Genomic DNA, 18219 nt, shown 5'->3' on the forward strand with positions numbered 1-18219 from the left:
CAGGACTTGCCATGATACCGGCGATATTCGCGGCTGTGGGGGCCTGCCTGCGAATATCGCTGCCATCAGTCGCATCGGGAACCGAGCGACCCCGGCGCAGGGTCGCGGGCGGCAATGCCCTGCCCGAAGACGGATTTTGCTGATCGTCTGTTGGCTTCGGGTCATGCATTCAGCTGAAAAAAGACATTTATATGAATGTCATTTCGCATGCTGAATGAAATTTCCGTCATTCCGACTGGCTGGAATTCCCCTGGGGAAATAGCGAGCGGCTGATGAAACGGGCTGTCTCGTGCAGGCTGGCGCCGATCTGCTCGAGCTTCTCGCGCTCATGCTGGGCGCTGATGCCGATGCCGGAAATGATGAAGCGTGGCTGGCGGTCGTGGTCGATGATCGCGCTGGCGACCATGCTGACGCCGCGGTAGAGGTGGTCCTGGTCGATGGCCCAGCCGCGCTCCAGGGTGGCGGCGGCATCGCTGCGGTATTCCTCGAAGCTTGGCGGGTTCTCCCAGCGCACACGGGTCAGGCGGCGGCGCAGTTCGTCATCCGGCAGGTTGCGCAGGCCGGCGATGCAGCGGCCTGCAGCGCCGACCAGTTCCGGCAGGCGCGAGCCGACGGCGACGTTGACGTGCGCCACGGTTGGCGCGGAGACGGCGATCACGCGGATGTGGGCGTCGTCGGTGACCTGCCAGAGGGTGATCAGGATGTTGTGGCTGGTGCTCAGGCGTTCCAGTTCCGGCTGGATAAGGTCGGCGTAGCTGCGGCCGATGAAGCTCACTGCCAGTTCCGACAGACCCAGCCCCAGGCGGTAGGTCTTGGTGTCGTTGTCGAATGAGGTCAGTTGCTCGTTGGTCAGGGTGCGCAGGATGTTGAAGGTGGTGCTCGGGCTGACTCCCGTGGCGCGGGCGATGGCGGTCGCGCCCTCGGGGCCTTCGGCATTGGCCAGGTGGCGAAGGATCTGGATGGCGTTCACCACTGCGCCGACATCCTTGGCGCTGCTGGTGCGTTTGCTGCTGGCTTCTTCGACGGTCTTTTCAGTTATCATATTCTGTATTCTGATTGACATTCAGTATTGTGAATGTATTCTGACCCTGCGACGCCTGCAACGGCTTCCTGGAAGCTGGCTTGGCATGGGCGGTAACGCACTTTGCAACAAAGGCAGAACAAGAACAAAGGAGAAACCTCAATGGTGGATTTCCCCGACCGCAGCATGCCAGGGCCCGAGGCGCAGTACCTCGCGTTTCTCGCCCAGGGCCGCTTCATGTTGCAGCGCAGCGCCTCCACCGGCCGGCATGTGTTCTACCCGCGCACCCAGGTGCCCGGCAGCGGCGAAACGGACCTGGAATGGGTCCCCGCCAGTGGCCTGGGCACTCTTTATGCCTTGACCGTCAACCGCGCCCGCAGCGGTGACTACAACATCGCCCTGGTCGACCTGGATGAAGGCGTGCGCATGATGTCGCGCATCGAAGGCCATCTCAGCCTGCCCATCGGTACTCGCGTGAAAGCGCGCATCGCCCAGCAGGACAGCGGCCCTGTCGTCGTCTTCGAGCCCCTGGCGGAGGTGCAGCCATGAGCCAGGTCCTGCGCGGCAAGACCGCCATCGTCGGCATCGGCAGCGCCGGTATCGGCGAAGCCCATGGCTACAGCGCCATGGAGCTGCTCGGCCAGGCCTCGATGAAAGCCATCGCCGATGCAGGGCTTGCGCTCTCGGACATCGACGCGGTGTTCTCGGCCACCAGCTCCCACGCCTTCCCGACCCTCTCGGTCTGCGAATACCTGGGCATCAAGCCGAAGTTCGTCGATGGCACCAATGTCGGCGGCTCCAGCTTCGAGCTGCATCTTCTGCAGGCAACCCTGGCCCTGGAGGCCGGCCTGTGTGACGCGGCGCTGATCTGCTATGGCTCCAACCAGCGCACCGCCGGCGGCAAGCTGGTATCGATGAGCGAGCCGCAGTGGCACGAAACGCCCTACCAGCCGCGCCACCCGATCACCGCCTACGCGCTGGCTGCCAGCCGGCACATGCATCAATACGGCACCACCCGCGAGCACCTGGCCGAAGTGGCCGTGGCCGCACGGGGCTGGGCCAACCTCAATCCCGAGGCCTTCGCCCGTGGCCCGCTGAGCATCGATGAGGTGCTCGCTGCGCGGATGGTCAGCGACCCGCTGAGCAAGGCCGACTGCTGCCTGGTCACCGACGGCGGTGGCGCCTGTGTGATGGTGCGCGCCGACCGCGCGCGGGACCTGCCCAGGGCGCCGATCTACTTCCTCGGCGCGGCCGGCGCACAGTGGCACCGCTCCATCGTTGCCATGCCCGACCTCACCGTCACTGCCGCTTCCGAGAGTGGCCCGCGCGCCATGCAGATGGCCGGTGTGAAGCACGAGGACATCGACCTGGTGATGGTCTACGACGCCTTCACCATCAATACGATCCTGTTCCTCGAAGACCTCGGCTTCTGCCCGAAGGGCGAGGGCGGTCGCTTCGTCCAGGGCGGGCGCATCGCTCCTGGCGGCGAGCTGGCGGTGAACACCAACGGCGGCGGGCTGTCCTGTGTGCATCCGGGCATGTACGGCATGTTCCTGATCATCGAGGCGGTTACGCAGTTGCGCCGACAGGCCGGTGAACGCCAGTTGAAGAAGGCCGATATCGCCCTGCTGCACGGCAACGGCGGCACCTTGTCCAGCCAGGTCACCGCGCTGCTCGGCACCCAGAACGTGCTCTGAAATCCGGGCAGGACGCCCTCCCGGTGGCCACCTGCGATAAGCGGGCGGCCCGCCGTGGACGCGTTCGCCCTCGCGCCGGGACGGCCTCGTCCGGCACCCGTCATCTGTTCAGGTGGAACGTCATGTCAGTGAGTCACTTGCAACGCACAGGCTTCGCCAGCCTTACCCCGCTGATCCAGCCACGCTCGGTCGCCGTGGTCGGCGCTTCCAGCGACCCGCACCGCATCGGTGGCCGCCCCATCGCCTACATGCTGCGCAACGGCTTCACCGGCCGCATCCTGCCGGTCAACCCCAATCGCACCGAAATCCAGGGCCTGCCGGCCTACGCCAGTGTCGACGCACTGCCTGAGGCGCCGGACGTGGCGATCATCGCGGTGCCGGCGCCGCAGGTGCTGGAGACCGTCCAGGTACTGGGCCGCAAGGGCGCGCGCAGCGCCATTGTGTTCTCCTCCGGCTTCAGCGAAGTCGGCGAGGAAGGCGTGGCCATGCAGGACGCCATCGTCGAGGCCGCCCGCGCGGCGAACATGCGCCTGCTGGGACCGAACGCCCTGGGCGTGTTCAACGCCAACCTGGGCTACTACGCCTTCTTCTCCACCAGCCTGGAGCGCGGCATCCCGCTGGCCGGGCGCGTCGGCATCGCCACCCAGTCCGGCGCCTACGGCGCACACCTGCTGGGTCTGTCGCGGCAGCGCGGGCTGGGAACGCCGATCTGCGTCGCCACCGGCAACGAAGCCGACGTCACCCTGGGCGACGCCATCGGCTGGCTGGTGGAATCGCCGGAGGTCGACGTGGTGATGGCCTACGCCGAATCCATCCGCAATGTCGACAGCTTCCTCGCCGCCCTCGAAGCGGCCCATCGCGCCGGCAAGCCGGTGATCCTGCACAAGGTCGGGCGCAGCGAGCTGGGTGGCCGCGCGGCCATGTCACACACCGCCTCCCTGGCTGGCGACGACAAGGTGCTCGATGCGGTGCTGGCCGACTACGCCGTGGTCCGCGCGCGCACCACCGAAGAGCTGGTGGACATCGCCTACCTCGCGACCCAGCGCATCTACCCGGTGAACAACAGCCTGGGGATGATCACCGTGAGCGGTGGCGCCGGGATCATCGTCAGCGACGCTGCCGAGGACGTTGGGCTGCCCATGCCGCCGATGCCGGAAGAGGCTCAGGCGCGACTGAAACAGCGCCTGCACTATGCCTCGCCGTTGAACCCGGTGGACTGCACGGCCCAGGCGCTCAACGACCTGAGCCTGGTGCACGATTTCACCGAGTCCATGGTGGTGGACGGCGGCTATCGTTCGCTGATCGCCTTCTTCACCCAGGCCGGCACCGCCGCCTCCATCGGCCCGCGCCTGGCCGAGCAGTTCGCGCGGATCAAGGCCGACCATCCGGACCGCCTGTTCGTGGTCTCGGTGATGGGCGAGGGCGAGGAGCTGGCGCCTTACCAGAAGGCCGGCTTCGCCCTGTTCGAGGACCCGACCCGTGCCGTGCGCGCCATCCAGGCCATGGGCCAGTTGGGCGAAGCGTTCGCCCGGCCGCTGCGCAGCATTCCTGTGCCCGGTGGCGTCGAGCTGCCGGCCAGCACGCCCGGTGAGGCCGAAGCCAAGCAATTGCTGGCGCGCGCCGGCATCGAATCGGCGCCCGAACGTGTGCTGAAAAGCGCTGCGGAAGCCGCCGCGTTTGCCGAACAGATCGGCTTCCCGGTGGTGCTGAAAATCGCCTCGGCGGACATCCTGCACAAGTCGGAAATCGGCGGCGTGCTGCTCAACGTCGGCAGCGCCCAGGCCGTACGCGAAGGGTATGCATTGCTGCTCGAACGCGCCGCCGAGCATGCGCCGCACGCCCGCCTCGATGGCGTGCTGGTGGCGCGCCAGCTGCAGGGCGGCGTCGAGTGCTTCATGGGCATCCAGCGCGACCCGCAGTTCGGTCCGGTGGCGGTGTTTGGCCTCGGCGGCATCTTCGTCGAGGTGCTCAAGGACGTGGTGTTCCGCCGCTGCCCGTTCGGCGTCGGCGAAGCCGAGCAGATGATCCGCAGCATCAAGGGCGCGCCGCTGCTGCTGGGCGCCCGTGGTCGCCCGGTGACCGATATCAAGGCCCTGTCGCGCGTTCTCTCGCAGCTCTCGCAATTCGCTGCAGAGGCCGGCCCGCGCTTGCGTTCGGTGGACCTCAACCCGGTCTTCGCCATGCCCGAAGGGCAGGGCGCCTGGGCCGCCGACGCGGTGCTGGAAGTGCAGGAGGTGGCCCATGGCGCTGAATCCTGAGCACCTGCTGAATTACCCGATCCCGGAAGTACGCCAGCGTTTCAGCCGCCACGACAGCGCCTTCTATGCGCTGTCGGTCGGCCTCGGCGCGGACCCGATGGACGAGCACCAGCTGACCTTCGTCGACGCCAATCGTGAGCTGCAAGCGCTGCCCTGCATGGCGGTGGTGCTCGGTCACCCCGGCTTCTGGCTGGGCAACCCGGACACAGGCGTCGATGCCCTGCGCCTGGTCCACGGCGAGCAGAGCATCGAATGGCTCAAGCCGCTGCCGGTGGAAGGCGAAGTGATCGGCCGCACCCGCGTCACCGGGCTGGTCGACAAGGGCGCCGGCAAGGGCGCGCTGCTCTATAGCGAGAAGGTCGTCAGCGATGCGCAGAGCGGCGAGGTGCTGGCGATTGCCCGCGGCACCACCTTCCTGCGTGGCGACGGCGGCTTCGGTGGCGACAGTCAGTCGCTGAGCCAGCCGCACCGCCTGCCCGAGCAGGCGCCGGACCTGGCCATCGACCTGCCGACTCGCCCCGAGCAGGCGCTGCACTACCGCCTGAACGGCGACGACAACCCGATCCACGCCAGCCCCGCAGCGGCGGCGCGCGGTGGTTTCCCCAGGCCGATCCTGCACGGCCTGTGCACCCTGGGGGTGGCCTTCCACGCGCTGCTGCGCGGCTTGGCCGACTACCGCGCGGAGCGTTTCGCCCACCTGCAGGTGCGCTTCTCCGCACCGGTTTTCCCCGGCGAAACCCTGCGTACCGAAATCTGGAATGACGGCTCCTTCCGCACCCGCGTCGTCGAGCGCGACGTGGTGGTGCTGGACAACGGCCGCGTGCGCCTGACCCCGGAGATGGGAGAACACGCCGGGCGGGCATAGCGCGACGACGACCTCAACCAACCTGCGAGAACAACAACAATGAACGCACCCGACAGCATGGCCCAGGCCACCGCGATACCGCGGCGGACCCTGGTGATCGCCTTCCTCTTCTGCTTCCTGGGTCTGCTCGCCGATGGCGCGGACCTGATGTTCCTCGCCTACAGCCTGAACAGCCTGAAGGCCGAGTTCGGCCTCTCCAACTTCGAGGCCGGTTCGCTGGGCAGCATCACCCTGGCCGGCATGGCCATCGGCGGTATCTACGGCGGCTGGGCGTGCGACCGCTTTGGCCGGGTGCGGGTGGTGACGTGGACCATCCTGGTGTTCTCCGTGGGCACCGCGCTGCTCGGGCTGGCGCACAACTTCTGGGCCTTTGCGCTGATCCGCTTCGTCTCCTCGCTGGGCCTGGGCTCGCTGTTCGTCGCCTGCAACATCCTGATGTCCGAGTTCGTCACCGCGAAGTACCGCACCACCATCCTGGCGACCATGCAGGCTGGTTGGACGGTCGGCTACCTGGTGGCGACGGTGCTCGCAGGGCAGATCATCCCCGACTACGGCTGGCGCGCGCTGTTCTTCACCGCGATCGGCGCGGCGCTGATCTGCCTGGCGCTGCGGCCCTGGGTGCCGGAGTCGCCGTCCTGGCTGGCAGCCCGCGCGCAACGGCTGCAGCAGGCCGCCAGCAATCGCCAGCAGAGCGCGCCCAGCGGCGGCATGCGCCAGCTGCTGGTCGATCCGTCCACCCGGCGCATGTTCCTGCTGTGGAGCCTCACCTCGTGCTTCCTGCTGTTCGGCTACTACGGCACCAACAACTGGATGCCCTCGTACCTGGAAAGCGAGCTGGGCATGAACTTCAAGTCCATGACCGGCTACATGGTCGGCACCTACACCGCGATGATCCTCGGCAAGGTGCTCGCCGGGATCGCCTCGGACCGCTTCGGCCGCCGCGCCACCTTCGCCGCCGGCGCCATCGGCACCGCGATCTTCATGCCGGTGATCGTGTTCTGGCACACCCCGGACAACATCGTCTGGATCCTCGCGCTGTTCGGCTTCATCTACGGCGTACCGGTGGGCGTGCTGGCCACCTACATGACCGAGAGCTTCTCCACCCAGGTACGCGGCGCCGCCGTCGGCACCTCCTACAACCTCGGCCGCATCGGCGCGGCGGTGGCCCCGGCGGCCATCGGCCTGCTGGCCTCCCATGTGTCCATCGGCGCGGGCTTCCTGGTGATGGGCATCACCTACGTCATCACCGGCCTGATCCCGGCGCTGCTGATCCCCAACCGCCTGTATGACCCGAATCGCGAAGGGCGCACGGCGCAGCCCGCTACACCCGCACGTGCGCCTGCGCCTGCGCACAGCGCTACCCGCCCGCTGGGCCAACCCGTCACGGAGGAAAGCCTGCGATGACCGATCTCACCCGCGCCGCCCATGCGCCCGGGCCGGACATGTTCCCCCGCGATCGATACACCTTCCAGGAGTTCCTCGGCCTGGAGCGCTGGGTCGATGGCGAAGTGGTGCGGGTACGCCTGCGCCACCGCCCGGAGCTGATGAACTACATCGACAGCTTCCACGGCGGCGTGCTGATGAGCGTGCTCGACGCTGCCATGGCCGGCGCGATCCGTGCGCAGATGCCGGGTTGCTCGATGGTCACCATCGACATGGCCACCCACTTCATGGGCAGCACCCGCGGCGAGATCAACGCCGTCGGCCGGGTGCTCAAGCGCACCCGCACGCTGTGCTTCTGCGCGGCGGAAATCTTCGATGAAGCCGGCGAGCTGATCGCCAGCGCCACCGGCAGTTTCAAGTACCGGCCCGCGGCGGCCGGAGCTGTTCAACCGACACGGGAATGATGAAATGACCGACCACACCGCGATGGCCGAGGAGCGCGAAGAGCGCCTGCGGCTGATCCGTGACAGCGCCGCCTCCCTGGTCCCGCGCGGCGGCGACCTGGGCCGGGTGCGCCGTCTGCGCTTCCAGCAGACGGGCGTCGACCGCGACGCTTGGGGCGAAGTCTGCGCCATGGGCTGGCCGGGCCTGCGCCTGGCGGAAGAGCGGGGCGGCAGCGGGCTGGGCATGGCCGAGTACGCGGCGCTGCTGGAAGAGCTGGGCCGTGGCCTGCTGCCCGAGCCGCTGATCGAGGCGAGCCTGGTCGCTCCGCTACTGCCGGCGGACGAGCGCGACGCGCTGCTGGCCGGCGAGCGGCTGATCCTGCCGGCCGGCATCGGTTATGAAGCGGATGCGGCATTGCCGGTGCTGCGCGACGGCCAGTTGCGCGGCGAGGTCGCCCATGTGGCGCTCGGTGCTGCGGCCGATGCCTGGCTGGTCGCCTGCAACGCCGGCCTTGCTCTGGTGCAGCGCAACGCCGAAGGGCTCAGCCTGCATCAGGAGCCGACCCAGGACGGCGGCCACCTGGCGCGCCTGCGCTTCGACGGCACGCCGGCGCAACTCGTCGAGTCCACGCCCGCCGCCCTCGACGAAGCGGCGCTGGCCTGCTCGGCCTATCTGGTCGGGCTGATGGATGCCGCCTTCGAACAGACTCGCGACTACCTCGGCGTGCGCCGCCAGTTCGGCCGCGAGATCGGCAGCTTCCAGTCGCTGCAGCACCGCATGGTCGACCTGAAGCTGCAGATCGAGCTAGCCCGCGCCATCGTCGGCGAAGCGGCCAGCGCCCTGGATGACGGTGCGCCGACTGCCCTGGTACAGCGCCTGGTGTCCACCGCCAAGGTGCGTGCCGCCGAAGCGGCCATGCTGGTCACCCGCCAGGCGATCCAGTTGCACGGCGGCATCGGCTACACCGACGAGGCCGACATCGGCCTGTTCCTGCGCCGCGCCATGGTGCTGCTCAACAGCCAGGGCTCGTTGGCCTTCCATCGGGCGCGCTACATCGCCCTGCTGCATGCGGAGGTGGCGTGATGAGCGAGATGCTGCTGCAGGAAACTCATGGTTCGGTGCGCCTGCTGCGTTTCAACAATCCGGCGCGGCGCAATGCGCTGTCCCCCGCATTGCGCGCCGAGTTGCTCGACGCACTGCGTGAAGCGGACGCCGATCCCTCCGTGCGCAGCGTGGTGCTCACCGGTTCGGCGGAAGTCTTCAGCGCTGGCGGCGACCTCAGCGACATGCACGTCACCGACCTCAACGCCGGCCGCATGCGCATGCAGAAGAACGCCGACCTGATCCGCCAGATGCTGCGCATGGGCAAGCCGATCATCGCCGCCGTCGAAGGCTGGGCGGTGGGCGCCGGGCTTTCGGTGGCGCTGGCCTGCGACAGCCTGGTTTGCGGCGGCACGGCGCGCTTCGCGGCGGGCTTCGGCAAGGTCGGACTGATCGCCGATCTTGGCCAGTTGCACACCTTGCCTGCGCGCATCGGCAACGGTCGGGCGCGGCAAGTGCTGATGTTCGGCCAGGTGATCGAGGCCGAGGAAGCATTGCGCATCGGCCTGGTGGACCAGCTCTGTGCACCGGGTGCCGCGCTGGATGCGGCGCTGGCACTGGCCGCGAAGGTCGAGCAGCAGGCGCCGCTGGCGCTGTCGCTGACCAAGGCGCTGCTGGCCGATGGCCTGGAGCTGCTGCTCGAACGCGAAGGCGATTTCCAGAGCCAGCTGTTCCTCAGTGCCGACCACGCTGAAGGCAAAGCGGCCTTCCTCGAAAAACGTTCCCCGGATTTCCGGGGCCAGTAATCAGGAGAACCGTGACATGACCGATTACAACGCCCTCGACGACGGCGAATTCCGTCGGCTGGTGCGCGAGTGGGTCGCCGCCAACTACCCGCAACGCATCCGCAACCCGGCCCACCGCCTGGGTCGCGACGACACCTGGGAGTGGTACCAGGCACTGTCGCAGCAGGGCTGGCTGTGCCCCGGCTGGCCGGTGCAACACGGCGGCATGGGCCTGTCCGCCGGCAAGCAGTTGATCATGATCGAGGAGATGGAGAACTACGGCTGCGCGCGACTGCCCGACAGCGGCATCACCATGCTCGGCCCGCTGCTGATCCGCTACGGCACCGACGCCCAGCGCGAGCGCTTCCTGCCGCGCATCTTGAGCGGCGAGGACATCTGGTGCCAGGGCTACAGCGAGCCCAATGCCGGCTCCGACCTCGCCAGCCTGCGTACCGAAGCGGTGCTGCGCGACGGCGAATGGGTGATCAACGGCCAGAAGACCTGGACCACCATGGGCACCGAGGCCAACTGGATCTTCGTGCTGGCGCGCACCGAGCGCAGTGCCAAGGCGCAGCAGGGCATCAGCTTCCTGCTGGTGCCGATGGACAGCCCCGGCGTCGAGGTACGGCCAATCCTCAACCTCGAGCTGCAGGGCGAGTTCTGCGAGGTGTTCTTCAACGACGTGCGCGTGCCGGAGGAAAACCTCGTCGGCGCGGTCAACCACGGCTGGGGCATGGCCAAGGCGCTGCTCGGCTTCGAGCGCATCTTCCTCGGCTCGCCCAAGCAGGCCACCTTCGCCCTCGAGCGCCTGGTGCGCCTGGCCCGTCACCAGGGCCTGTGGGACGACCCGGTGTTCGCCCAGCGCTTCGCCGCGCTGAGCATGGACCTGGACTGCCACAAGGCGCTCTACGAGCGCTTCGCCGAACGCCTGCGGCGCGGCGAGGAACTGGGCCCGGACGTGTCCCTGCTGAAGATCCACCAGTCCGAGCTTTACCAGCGCATCAGCGAGCTCGGGCTGGAGATCGCCGGCGCGGATTCGGCGCTGCTCAACCCCTTCGCCGACGATCCCGAGCTGCACCCGGCGGGCATCTTCATCCAGTCGCGGCCCACCACCATCTACGGCGGTACCAACGAGATCCAGCGCAACATCCTGGCCAAGGCCGTGCTCGGCCTGCCGAGCTGATCGTGCGCACAACGAACCTCAAACACGAATTGATGTAAGGAACGAGCAATGACCCAACGACTCAACGAAGGCAAGGTAGCGATCGTCACCGGCGCCGGTGGCGGCATCGGCCGCGAGATTGCCCTGGCCCTGGCCGACAGCGGCGCGCGGGTACTGATCAACGATATCGGCGTGTCCCTGCAGGGCGAGGGCGGCTCGGCTTCCCCGGCCGAGGAAACCCTCGGGCTGATCCGCCAGCGCGGCGGCGACGGCGCGATCAACACCGACAGCGTGTCGGACTGGGACAGCGCCCGGCGCATCGTCGCCAGCGCCATCGACGCCTTCGGCCGCGTCGACATCGTGGTCAACAATGCCGGCATCCTGCGCGACACCATCTTCCACAAGATGAGCGCCGAGGACTGGCTGTCGGTGATCAACGTGCACCTCAACGGCAGCTTCTTCGTCAGCCGCGCCGCCGCCGAGCATTTCCGCGCACAGAACAGCGGCGCCTTCGTGCACATGACCAGCACCTCGGGGCTGATCGGCAACTTCGGCCAGGCCAACTACTCGGCGGCCAAGCTGGGCATCGTCGCCCTGAGCAAATCCATCGCCCTCGACATGCAGCGCTACAACGTGCGCTCCAACTGCATCGCGCCCTTCGCCTGGAGCCGCATGACCGACTCCATTCCGGCCGAGACCCCGGAGCAGAAAGCGCGGGTGGAAAACCTGCAGCGCATGACCCCGGACAAGAACGCGCCGCTGGCCGTGTACCTCGCCTCCGATGCCGCCAGCGCGGTCAACGGCCAGGTGTTCGCCGCACGCAACCACGAGATCTTCCTGATGAGCCAGAGCCGCCCGCTGCGCAGCGTGCACAGCGACAACGGCTGGACCCCGCAGAGCATCGCCGAGTACGGCATGCCGGCGCTGCGCGGGAGCTTCATGGACCTGGCGCGCAGCCCGGACGTGTTCTCCTGGGACCCGATCTGACCCTTCGGAGGACAGGCGCATGTTCAAGACCCGATTCACCGAAACCTTCGGCGTCGAACACCCGATCATGCAGGGCGGCATGCAGTGGGTGGGGCGCGCCGAGATGGCGGCGGCGGTGGCCAACGCCGGTGGCCTGGCGACGCTCTCGGCGCTGACCCAGCCGACGCCGCAGGCGCTGGCCGACGAGATCGCGCGCTGCCGCGAGCTCACCGGCAAGCCCTTCGGCGTCAACCTGACGCTGTTGCCGACACAGAAACCGATCCCCTACGCCGAGTACCGCGCGGTGATCATCGAGAGTGGCATTCGCGTCGTCGAAACCGCCGGGAACAATCCCGGCGAGCACATCGCCGAGTTCCGCCAGCATGGCATCAAGGTGATCCACAAATGCACGGCGGTGCGCCATGCGCTCAAGGCCGAGCAACTGGGGGTCGACGCGGTGTCCATCGACGGCTTCGAATGCGCCGGCCATCCGGGCGAGGATGACATTCCCGGCCTGGTATTGCTGCCGGCGGCGGCCAACCGGCTGCGTGTGCCGATCATCGCTTCCGGTGGTTTCGCCGACGGGCGCGGGCTGGTGGCGGCGCTGGCGCTGGGGGCCGATGCGATCAACATGGGCACGCGCTTCCTCAGCACCCGCGAATGCCCGATCCACCCGCAGGTCAAGGCAGCCATCCGCGCCGCCGACGAGCGCTCCACGGACGTGATCATGCGTTCGCTACGCAACAGCGCGCGGGTCGCGCGCAACGCCATCAGCCAGGAAGTGCTGGCCATCGAGGCGCGCGGCAACGCCACCTATGCCGACATCGCCACGCTGGTCAGCGGCCTGCGCGGGCGCACGGTCTACGAACAGGGCGACACCGACCTGGGCATCTGGTCGGCGGGCATGGTCCAGGGCCTGATCGATGACGAACCGAGCTGCGAGGAACTGCTGCGCGGCATCGTCGAGCAGGCGCGCGAGCTGATCCGCGAGCGACTGGAGGGTTTGCTTATCCAGTGATTTTCCATGTGGCGGCGTGGGAGCAAGCGTTTCTTCTGGAGGCTATGCGCGGAGGCTCCCTCTCCCTAACCCTCTCCCTGAAGGGAGAGGGGACTGTCCGGTGCAGGATCACACCACTGCATCAGCCGGCACGGTCAGCTCCCTCTCCCTTCAGGGAGAGGGCGGGGGAGAGGGGCTCGTACTGACTTCCAGACAGCAGCGGCGCCGCCTTCACCTCACCTGACGAAGAGACAACAACAATGAAAAATCTTCCCGTACGGGCGCTCGTTTCGAGCTTCGCCTGCCTGCCCCTGTTCGCCCACGCGGACTTCATCGCGGACAGCAAGGCTAACCTGGAACTGCGCAATTTCTACTTCAACCGCGACTACCGTCAGAGCGGCGCCGCACAGTCGAAATCCGAGGAGTGGGCACAGGGTTTCCTGCTGCGCTTCGAGTCGGGCTACACCGAGGGCACGGTCGGCGTGGGCGTCGATGCGCTCGGCCTGCTCGGGATCAAACTGGACTCCAGCCCCGACCGCACCGGGTCCGGCCTGCTGCCATACTCGGCCAGCGACAAGCGCGCCGCCGACGACTACAGCGACCTGGGCGTGACTGCCAAGCTGCGCGCGTCGAAAAGCACCCTTAAGGTCGGCACGCTGCTGCCGAAGATGCCGGTGGTGCAATACAACGACACCCGCCTGCACCCGCAGACCTTCCAGGGCGGCCTCGCCGAGATCAACGAGATCGACGGCCTCACCGCGCAACTGGGCCAACTGCGCCAGGTGAAACAGCGTGACTCGACCAACGACGAAGACCTGTCGATGACCCGTGGCAACAAGCGCAACATCGTGCTCGGCAGCCATACCAGCAGCGACCGCTTCAACCTCGCCGGCGGCACCTACCGCTGGACCGACAACCTCAGCACCAGCTACCACTATGGTGGCCTGGAAAACTTCTACCGCCAGCACTACCTGAGCGTGGTCCACACGCTGCCCATCGCCGAGGGCCAGTCGCTGAAGTCCGACATCCGCTGGGCGCGTTCCACCGACGATGGCGGCAGCAACGTCGACAACCGCGCGCTCAACGCCTTGTTCACCTACCGCATCGGTGGCAGCGGCTTCGGCGTGGGCTACCAGCGCATGTCCGGCGACACCGGCTTCGCCTACCTGTCCGGCACCGACCCGTACCTGACCAACTTCGTGCAGATCGGCGACTTCGCCAACAAGGACGAGCGCTCCTGGCAGGCGCGCTACGACTATGACTTCGCCGGCCTCGGCCTGCCCGGCCTGACCTTCATGACGCGCTACCTGCAGGGCGACCACATCGACCTGCTCAACGGCTCGGGGCGCGGCAAGGAATGGGAGCGCGACACCGACATCGGCTACGTGGTGCAGAACGGCCCGTTCAAGAACCTTGGTTTCAAGGTGCGCAACGGCGCCTTCCGCAGCGATTTCGGCAACGACATCGACGAAACGCGGGTCATCGTCAGCTACCAGATGCCGCTCTGGTAATAGTCGTTACGGGCGGTGGCGGTTTGGCCAGAATCGCCCTTCCCGTGGCGGGAATGTCCCTTTCAGCCAAAGTCTGAACCATGATTCACTGCTTTCAATGCAATGAATCAGGGTTCAGACCATGGCCTACCGGCAAACCGAGGCACGGCTGCAAAAGGACGGCGAACAGCGCGAGCGCATCCTCGAGCTGGCGCTGGCGCGGGTTGCCGACGGCGGCTTCGCCGCGCTGACCATGCAGAGCCTGGCGGATGACGCCGGCATCGCTACCGGCAGCCTCTATCGGCATTTCAGCGGCAAGGGCGAACTGGCCGCCGAAGTCTTCGCTCGCGCCAGCCAGCGCGAGGTCGATGCCTTGGGCGTGCTGCTGAAGGATTCGGGCAGCGCCGCCGAGCGCCTGAATCGAGGCCTCCACCAATTCGCCGCGCGTGCCTGGGGCAGTCGTCAGCTGGCCTTTGCACTGATCGCCGAACCGGTCGACCCGGAGGTCGACGAGCAGCGCCTGGTCTACCGCGACGCCTACGCTGCCCTGTTCATCACCCTGCTGGAGCAGGGTATCGCCACCGGCGAATTCCAGCCCCAGCCGGTGCAGCTCACTGCCGCCTGCCTGGTCGGCGCCATCGCCGAGGCGTTGATCGGTCCGCTCTCGCCACCGGCCCGCGCCGCGCGGGATGCCGGTGAATCCAAGGTTTCCCTGGAGGACGTCAGCGACGCCCTCGTGAACTTCTGCCTGCGCGCCGTCGGTGCGTTCCCTGCTGCTTTGCCAAAACCTGCCAGGCCCACGCCTGTGATGGAGGACCAGCCATGATCCCGCACCAGTACGCCGAAACCCACGAAGTGACCAACCAGGTGCCGCCGCTGGATGGTGCCAACCTCTATCGCGTCGACGTACCGCTGCAGGAGTGGGTGCGTCGCTACGGCGGTGGCTTCGCCGAGCAGAAACTCGACGCCTATGGTGCGCTGGCGGGCGGCCCGCTGATGGCGGCGGGCTTCCTGGCCAACGAGAACAAGCCGGTGTTCAAGTCCCATGACCGCTACGGCCATCGCGTCGACCTGATCGAGTTCCACCCGGCCTACCACGAGCTGATGCGCGCCTCCATCGAGGCCGGCATCCCGTCCATGCCCTGGACCGACCCGCGTGCCGGCGCCCAGGTTGCCCGCGCCGGCCTCAGTTACCTGCACAGCCAGGCCGAAGCCGGCACTGGCTGCCCGCTGACCATGACCTTCGCCAGCGTGCCGGCCATCCGCCTGCAGCCGGACATCGCCGAGAAGTGGCTGCCGAAGATCCTTTCCACCCAATACGACCCGCGCAACCTGCCCATCGAGCAGAAGACCGGCGCCACCATCGGCATGGCCATGACCGAGAAGCAGGGCGGTACCGACGTGCGCGCCAATACCACCCGCGCCTACCCGGTGGGCATTCCCGGCCCGGGGCAGGCCTACGAGCTGGTCGGCCACAAGTGGTTCTGCTCGGCGCCGATGTGCGACGCCTTCCTCACCCTGGCCTACACCGACAAGGGCCTGACCTGCTTCCTGCTGCCGCGCCACCGCCCGGACGGCAGCCGCAACGAGTTCTACATCCAGCGCCTGAAGAACAAGCTGGGCAACTGGTCCAACGCCTCCAGCGAAGTGGAATACCGCGGCGCGCTGGCCTGGATGGTCGGCGAGGAAGGCCGCGGCGTGCCGACCATCATCGAGATGGTCGCCATGACCCGCTTCGACTGCATGATCGGTTCCAGCTCGCTGATGCGCCAGGCGCTGACCCAGGCCGCGCATCACTGCGCCTACCGCCAGGTCGGCGGCCGCGTGCTGGCCGAGCAACCGCTGATGCAGAACGTGCTGGCCGACCTCGCCCTGGAAAGCGAGGCCGCGCTGGCGCTGACCCTGCGCATGGGCCGCGCCCTGGACCACCTGCACGACGAACAGGAAGACAAGTTCGCCCGCCTGGTCACCGCCGTGGGCAAGTACTGGATCTGCAAGCGCGCCCCCGCGATGATCAACGAGGCCGCCGAATGCCTGGGCGGCGCCGGCTACGTCGAGGACACGATCCTCCCGCGCCTGTACCGCGAAGCACCGGTCAACTCCACCTGGGAAGGCTCGGGCAACGTGCAGTGCCTGGACGTGCTGCGCGCCCTGTCCAAGGAGCCCGGCGTGCTCGACGCGCTGTTCGCCGAGCTGGGAGACGGCCATGGTGACGCGCGCCTGGCCTCGTTCATCGGCAACCTCAAGGCGTCCTTCGCCGATACCCAGGACATCCAGTACCGCGCCCGCCAGCTCACCGAGAACGTCGCCGTCGCCCTGCAGGCCAAGCTGCTGCTGGAAGCGGGTAACTCGGTGGTCTCCGACGCCTTCATCGCCAGCCGCCTGGACGACGGCGGCCGCGTCTACGGCACCCTGCCGCGCGGCGTGGATGTGGAAGCGCTGGTGGCGCGGGCGACACCGCACCTGGCGTGATGCAACGTTGCCAGTTGCCCTCCATGGGCAGCTGGCCTGGTCCTGTCACTGATCGTCTCTGTTGAATCTGTCATCCCTTTCCGCAACGGAAGCAGGCAAGATGGAGCTGATCGTTCAGACAGGATGCCCACCATGAGTCTTACGACTGGCGACGAGTTCTTCGTCGCACAGACCGCCGAAGAGGCCGTCGATCAACTGGCCGTGCTTCATGAGCGCGCCACCGGCGCCCTGAACCAGGCGCTCAAGCGTTACCTGAAGGACCGCGAAGTCCCCGACGCGCAGCAGCGCGAACAATTCCGCTACCCGCTGCTGCGGGTGACCTACCTGTGCCAGGGCGAAGTGCCATCCACCACCCGCGCCTACGCCAAGGTCCAGGTGCCCGGGACCTACGCGGTGACCATCACCCAGCCCAAGGCCTTCCGCAAATACCTGCTCGAGCAACTGCGTCCGCTGATGGAAGACTTCACCGTACGGGTGGAAGTCGGTGTCAGCCAGCAGAACATCCCTTACCCCTACGTGGTGGAAGGCGGCGATGAACTGGGTGGTTCGGGCGTGACCGCCGCCGAGTTGGCGCGGGTGTTCCCCAGCACCGACCTGTCGGCCACTTCCGATGGCGTGGCGGACGGCCTGTACGAATGGGAGAACGCCGACCCGATGCCGCTGGCGCTGTTCGACGCGGCGCGCACTGACTTTTCCCTGCGCCGCATGGTGCATTACACCGGCAGCGACTGGCGCCATGTGCAGCCGTGGATCCTGCTGACCAACTACCACCGCTACGTCGACCAGTTCATCCACCTGGGCCTGGAGCGCCTGCGCGACGATCCGCGCTTCGTGCGCATGGTCCTGCCGGGCAATGTGGTCATCGAGCGCGGTACCGACGAAGGTGAGGCCAACGCCATCGTCGCCAGTGTCGAATGGCACCGCTTCCAGATGCCGGCCTATCACCTGATCGCCGAGGATGGCGACGGCGTGACGCTGGTGAATATCGGCGTCGGCCCGTCCAACGCGAAGAACATCACCGATCACCTCGCCGTGCTGCGCCCGCACTGCTGGCTGATGGTCGGCCACTGCGGCGGCCTGCGACAGTCGCAGACCATCGGCGACTATGTGCTGGCCCACGCCTACATGCGCCGCGACGGCATTCTCGACCGTGTGCTGCCGCCGCATATCCCGATCCCGGCGCTGGCCGAGGTGCAACTGGCGTTGCAGGAAGCCGCCGCGGTGGTGACCGGAGAGCGCGGCGACCAGCTCAAGCGCCGCCTGCGTACCGGCACCGTGCTCACCTACGACGATCGCAACTGGGAGCTGCACTGGGCCCAGGAACGCCCGCTGATCAACCTGGCGCGGGCGATTGCGGTGGACATGGAGAGCGGCACCATCGCCGCCCAGGGCTACCGCCTGCGGGTGCCCTACGGCACGCTGCTGTGCGTCTCGGACAAGCCGCTGCACAGCGAGATCAAGCTGCCCGGCGCCGCTACGGCGTTCTACCAGCGCGCGGTGAGCCAGCACCTGTCCATCGGCATCGCCGCCGTCGATCTGCTGCGCACCCAGCTCAACTCGCTGCACTCGCGCAAGCTGCGCAGCTTCGACGAGCCGCCGTTCCGCTGATCTGCGACAGGGCACGGGGCGACCAGCAGG

16 protein-coding genes are annotated in these 18219 nt (G+C 67.5%); 15 read left to right on the plus strand and 1 reads right to left on the minus strand.

Annotated elements, in window-relative coordinates:
• Positions 1 to 226 precede the first annotated feature (226 nt).
• A complete protein-coding gene (locus PNI01S_RS09680) occupies positions 227 to 1042 on the minus strand; it encodes an IclR family transcriptional regulator (protein WP_084358036.1) in 816 nt (271 codons plus the stop codon).
• Between the two features lie 141 nt (positions 1043 to 1183).
• Here PNI01S_RS09680 and PNI01S_RS09685 point away from each other — a divergent pair, with 141 nt between their 5' ends.
• The 15 genes from PNI01S_RS09685 to amn all read left to right on the plus strand — a co-directional run bounded on the left by PNI01S_RS09685 (position 1184) and on the right by amn (position 18189).
• On the plus strand, positions 1184 to 1570 hold the full coding sequence (locus tag PNI01S_RS09685) for a Zn-ribbon domain-containing OB-fold protein (protein WP_084358038.1): 387 nt from the start codon (positions 1184 to 1186) through the stop codon (positions 1568 to 1570).
• Positions 1567 to 2718 (plus strand): thiolase family protein, encoded by a 1152-nt coding sequence (locus tag PNI01S_RS09690; protein ID WP_084358040.1) that lies wholly within the window; start codon positions 1567 to 1569, stop codon positions 2716 to 2718. The genes PNI01S_RS09685 and PNI01S_RS09690 overlap by 4 nt, the downstream gene beginning before the upstream one ends.
• A gap of 122 nt (positions 2719 to 2840) precedes the next feature.
• Positions 2841 to 4976, plus strand: a complete 2136-nt coding sequence (locus tag PNI01S_RS09695) for an acetate--CoA ligase family protein (RefSeq protein WP_084358042.1) — start codon at positions 2841 to 2843, stop codon at positions 4974 to 4976.
• Positions 4960 to 5841, plus strand: coding sequence for a MaoC/PaaZ C-terminal domain-containing protein (locus PNI01S_RS09700; protein WP_084358339.1), 882 nt, complete (start codon positions 4960 to 4962; stop codon positions 5839 to 5841). The genes PNI01S_RS09695 and PNI01S_RS09700 overlap by 17 nt, the downstream gene beginning before the upstream one ends.
• 39 nt (positions 5842 to 5880) lie before the next feature.
• Positions 5881 to 7245 (plus strand): MFS transporter, encoded by a 1365-nt coding sequence (locus PNI01S_RS09705; RefSeq protein WP_084358044.1) that lies wholly within the window; start codon positions 5881 to 5883, stop codon positions 7243 to 7245.
• 38 nt (positions 7246 to 7283) lie between these two features.
• Positions 7284 to 7688, plus strand: coding sequence for a PaaI family thioesterase (locus tag PNI01S_RS09710; RefSeq protein WP_037006947.1), 405 nt, complete (start codon positions 7284 to 7286; stop codon positions 7686 to 7688).
• 4 nt (positions 7689 to 7692) lie between these two features.
• Complete coding sequence (locus PNI01S_RS09715) at positions 7693 to 8751, plus strand: acyl-CoA dehydrogenase family protein (RefSeq protein ID WP_024763959.1); 1059 nt, start codon at positions 7693 to 7695, stop codon at positions 8749 to 8751.
• A gap of 8 nt (positions 8752 to 8759) precedes the next feature.
• Entirely contained in the window at positions 8760 to 9515 is a 756-nt protein-coding gene (locus PNI01S_RS09720; RefSeq protein ID WP_164488292.1) for an enoyl-CoA hydratase/isomerase family protein, read from the plus strand.
• A 16-nt stretch (positions 9516 to 9531) separates the two neighbouring features.
• A complete protein-coding gene (locus PNI01S_RS09725) occupies positions 9532 to 10677 on the plus strand; it encodes an acyl-CoA dehydrogenase family protein (RefSeq protein WP_065084328.1) in 1146 nt (381 codons plus the stop codon).
• Positions 10678 to 10725: 48 nt separating this feature from the next.
• Complete coding sequence (locus PNI01S_RS09730; protein WP_084358045.1) at positions 10726 to 11643, plus strand: SDR family NAD(P)-dependent oxidoreductase; 918 nt, start codon at positions 10726 to 10728, stop codon at positions 11641 to 11643.
• A 19-nt stretch (positions 11644 to 11662) separates the two neighbouring features.
• Positions 11663 to 12640, plus strand: coding sequence for an NADH:ubiquinone reductase (locus PNI01S_RS09735; protein ID WP_024763955.1), 978 nt, complete (start codon positions 11663 to 11665; stop codon positions 12638 to 12640).
• Positions 12641 to 12879: 239 nt separating this feature from the next.
• Complete coding sequence (locus PNI01S_RS09740) at positions 12880 to 14130, plus strand: OprD family porin (protein WP_084358047.1); 1251 nt, start codon at positions 12880 to 12882, stop codon at positions 14128 to 14130.
• A 121-nt stretch (positions 14131 to 14251) separates the two neighbouring features.
• Positions 14252 to 14935, plus strand: a complete 684-nt coding sequence (locus PNI01S_RS09745; protein ID WP_084358049.1) for a TetR/AcrR family transcriptional regulator — start codon at positions 14252 to 14254, stop codon at positions 14933 to 14935.
• Complete coding sequence (locus PNI01S_RS09750; RefSeq protein ID WP_024763953.1) at positions 14932 to 16581, plus strand: acyl-CoA dehydrogenase family protein; 1650 nt, start codon at positions 14932 to 14934, stop codon at positions 16579 to 16581. The genes PNI01S_RS09745 and PNI01S_RS09750 overlap by 4 nt, the downstream gene beginning before the upstream one ends.
• Before the next feature lie 123 nt (positions 16582 to 16704).
• Complete coding sequence (amn, locus tag PNI01S_RS09755) at positions 16705 to 18189, plus strand: AMP nucleosidase (protein WP_376784772.1); 1485 nt, start codon at positions 16705 to 16707, stop codon at positions 18187 to 18189.
• Positions 18190 to 18219: the final 30 nt, after the last annotated feature.

The sequence above is a fragment of the Pseudomonas nitroreducens NBRC 12694 genome, assembly GCF_002091755.1.
Classification (GTDB): Bacteria; Pseudomonadota; Gammaproteobacteria; order Pseudomonadales; family Pseudomonadaceae; genus Pseudomonas; species Pseudomonas nitroreducens.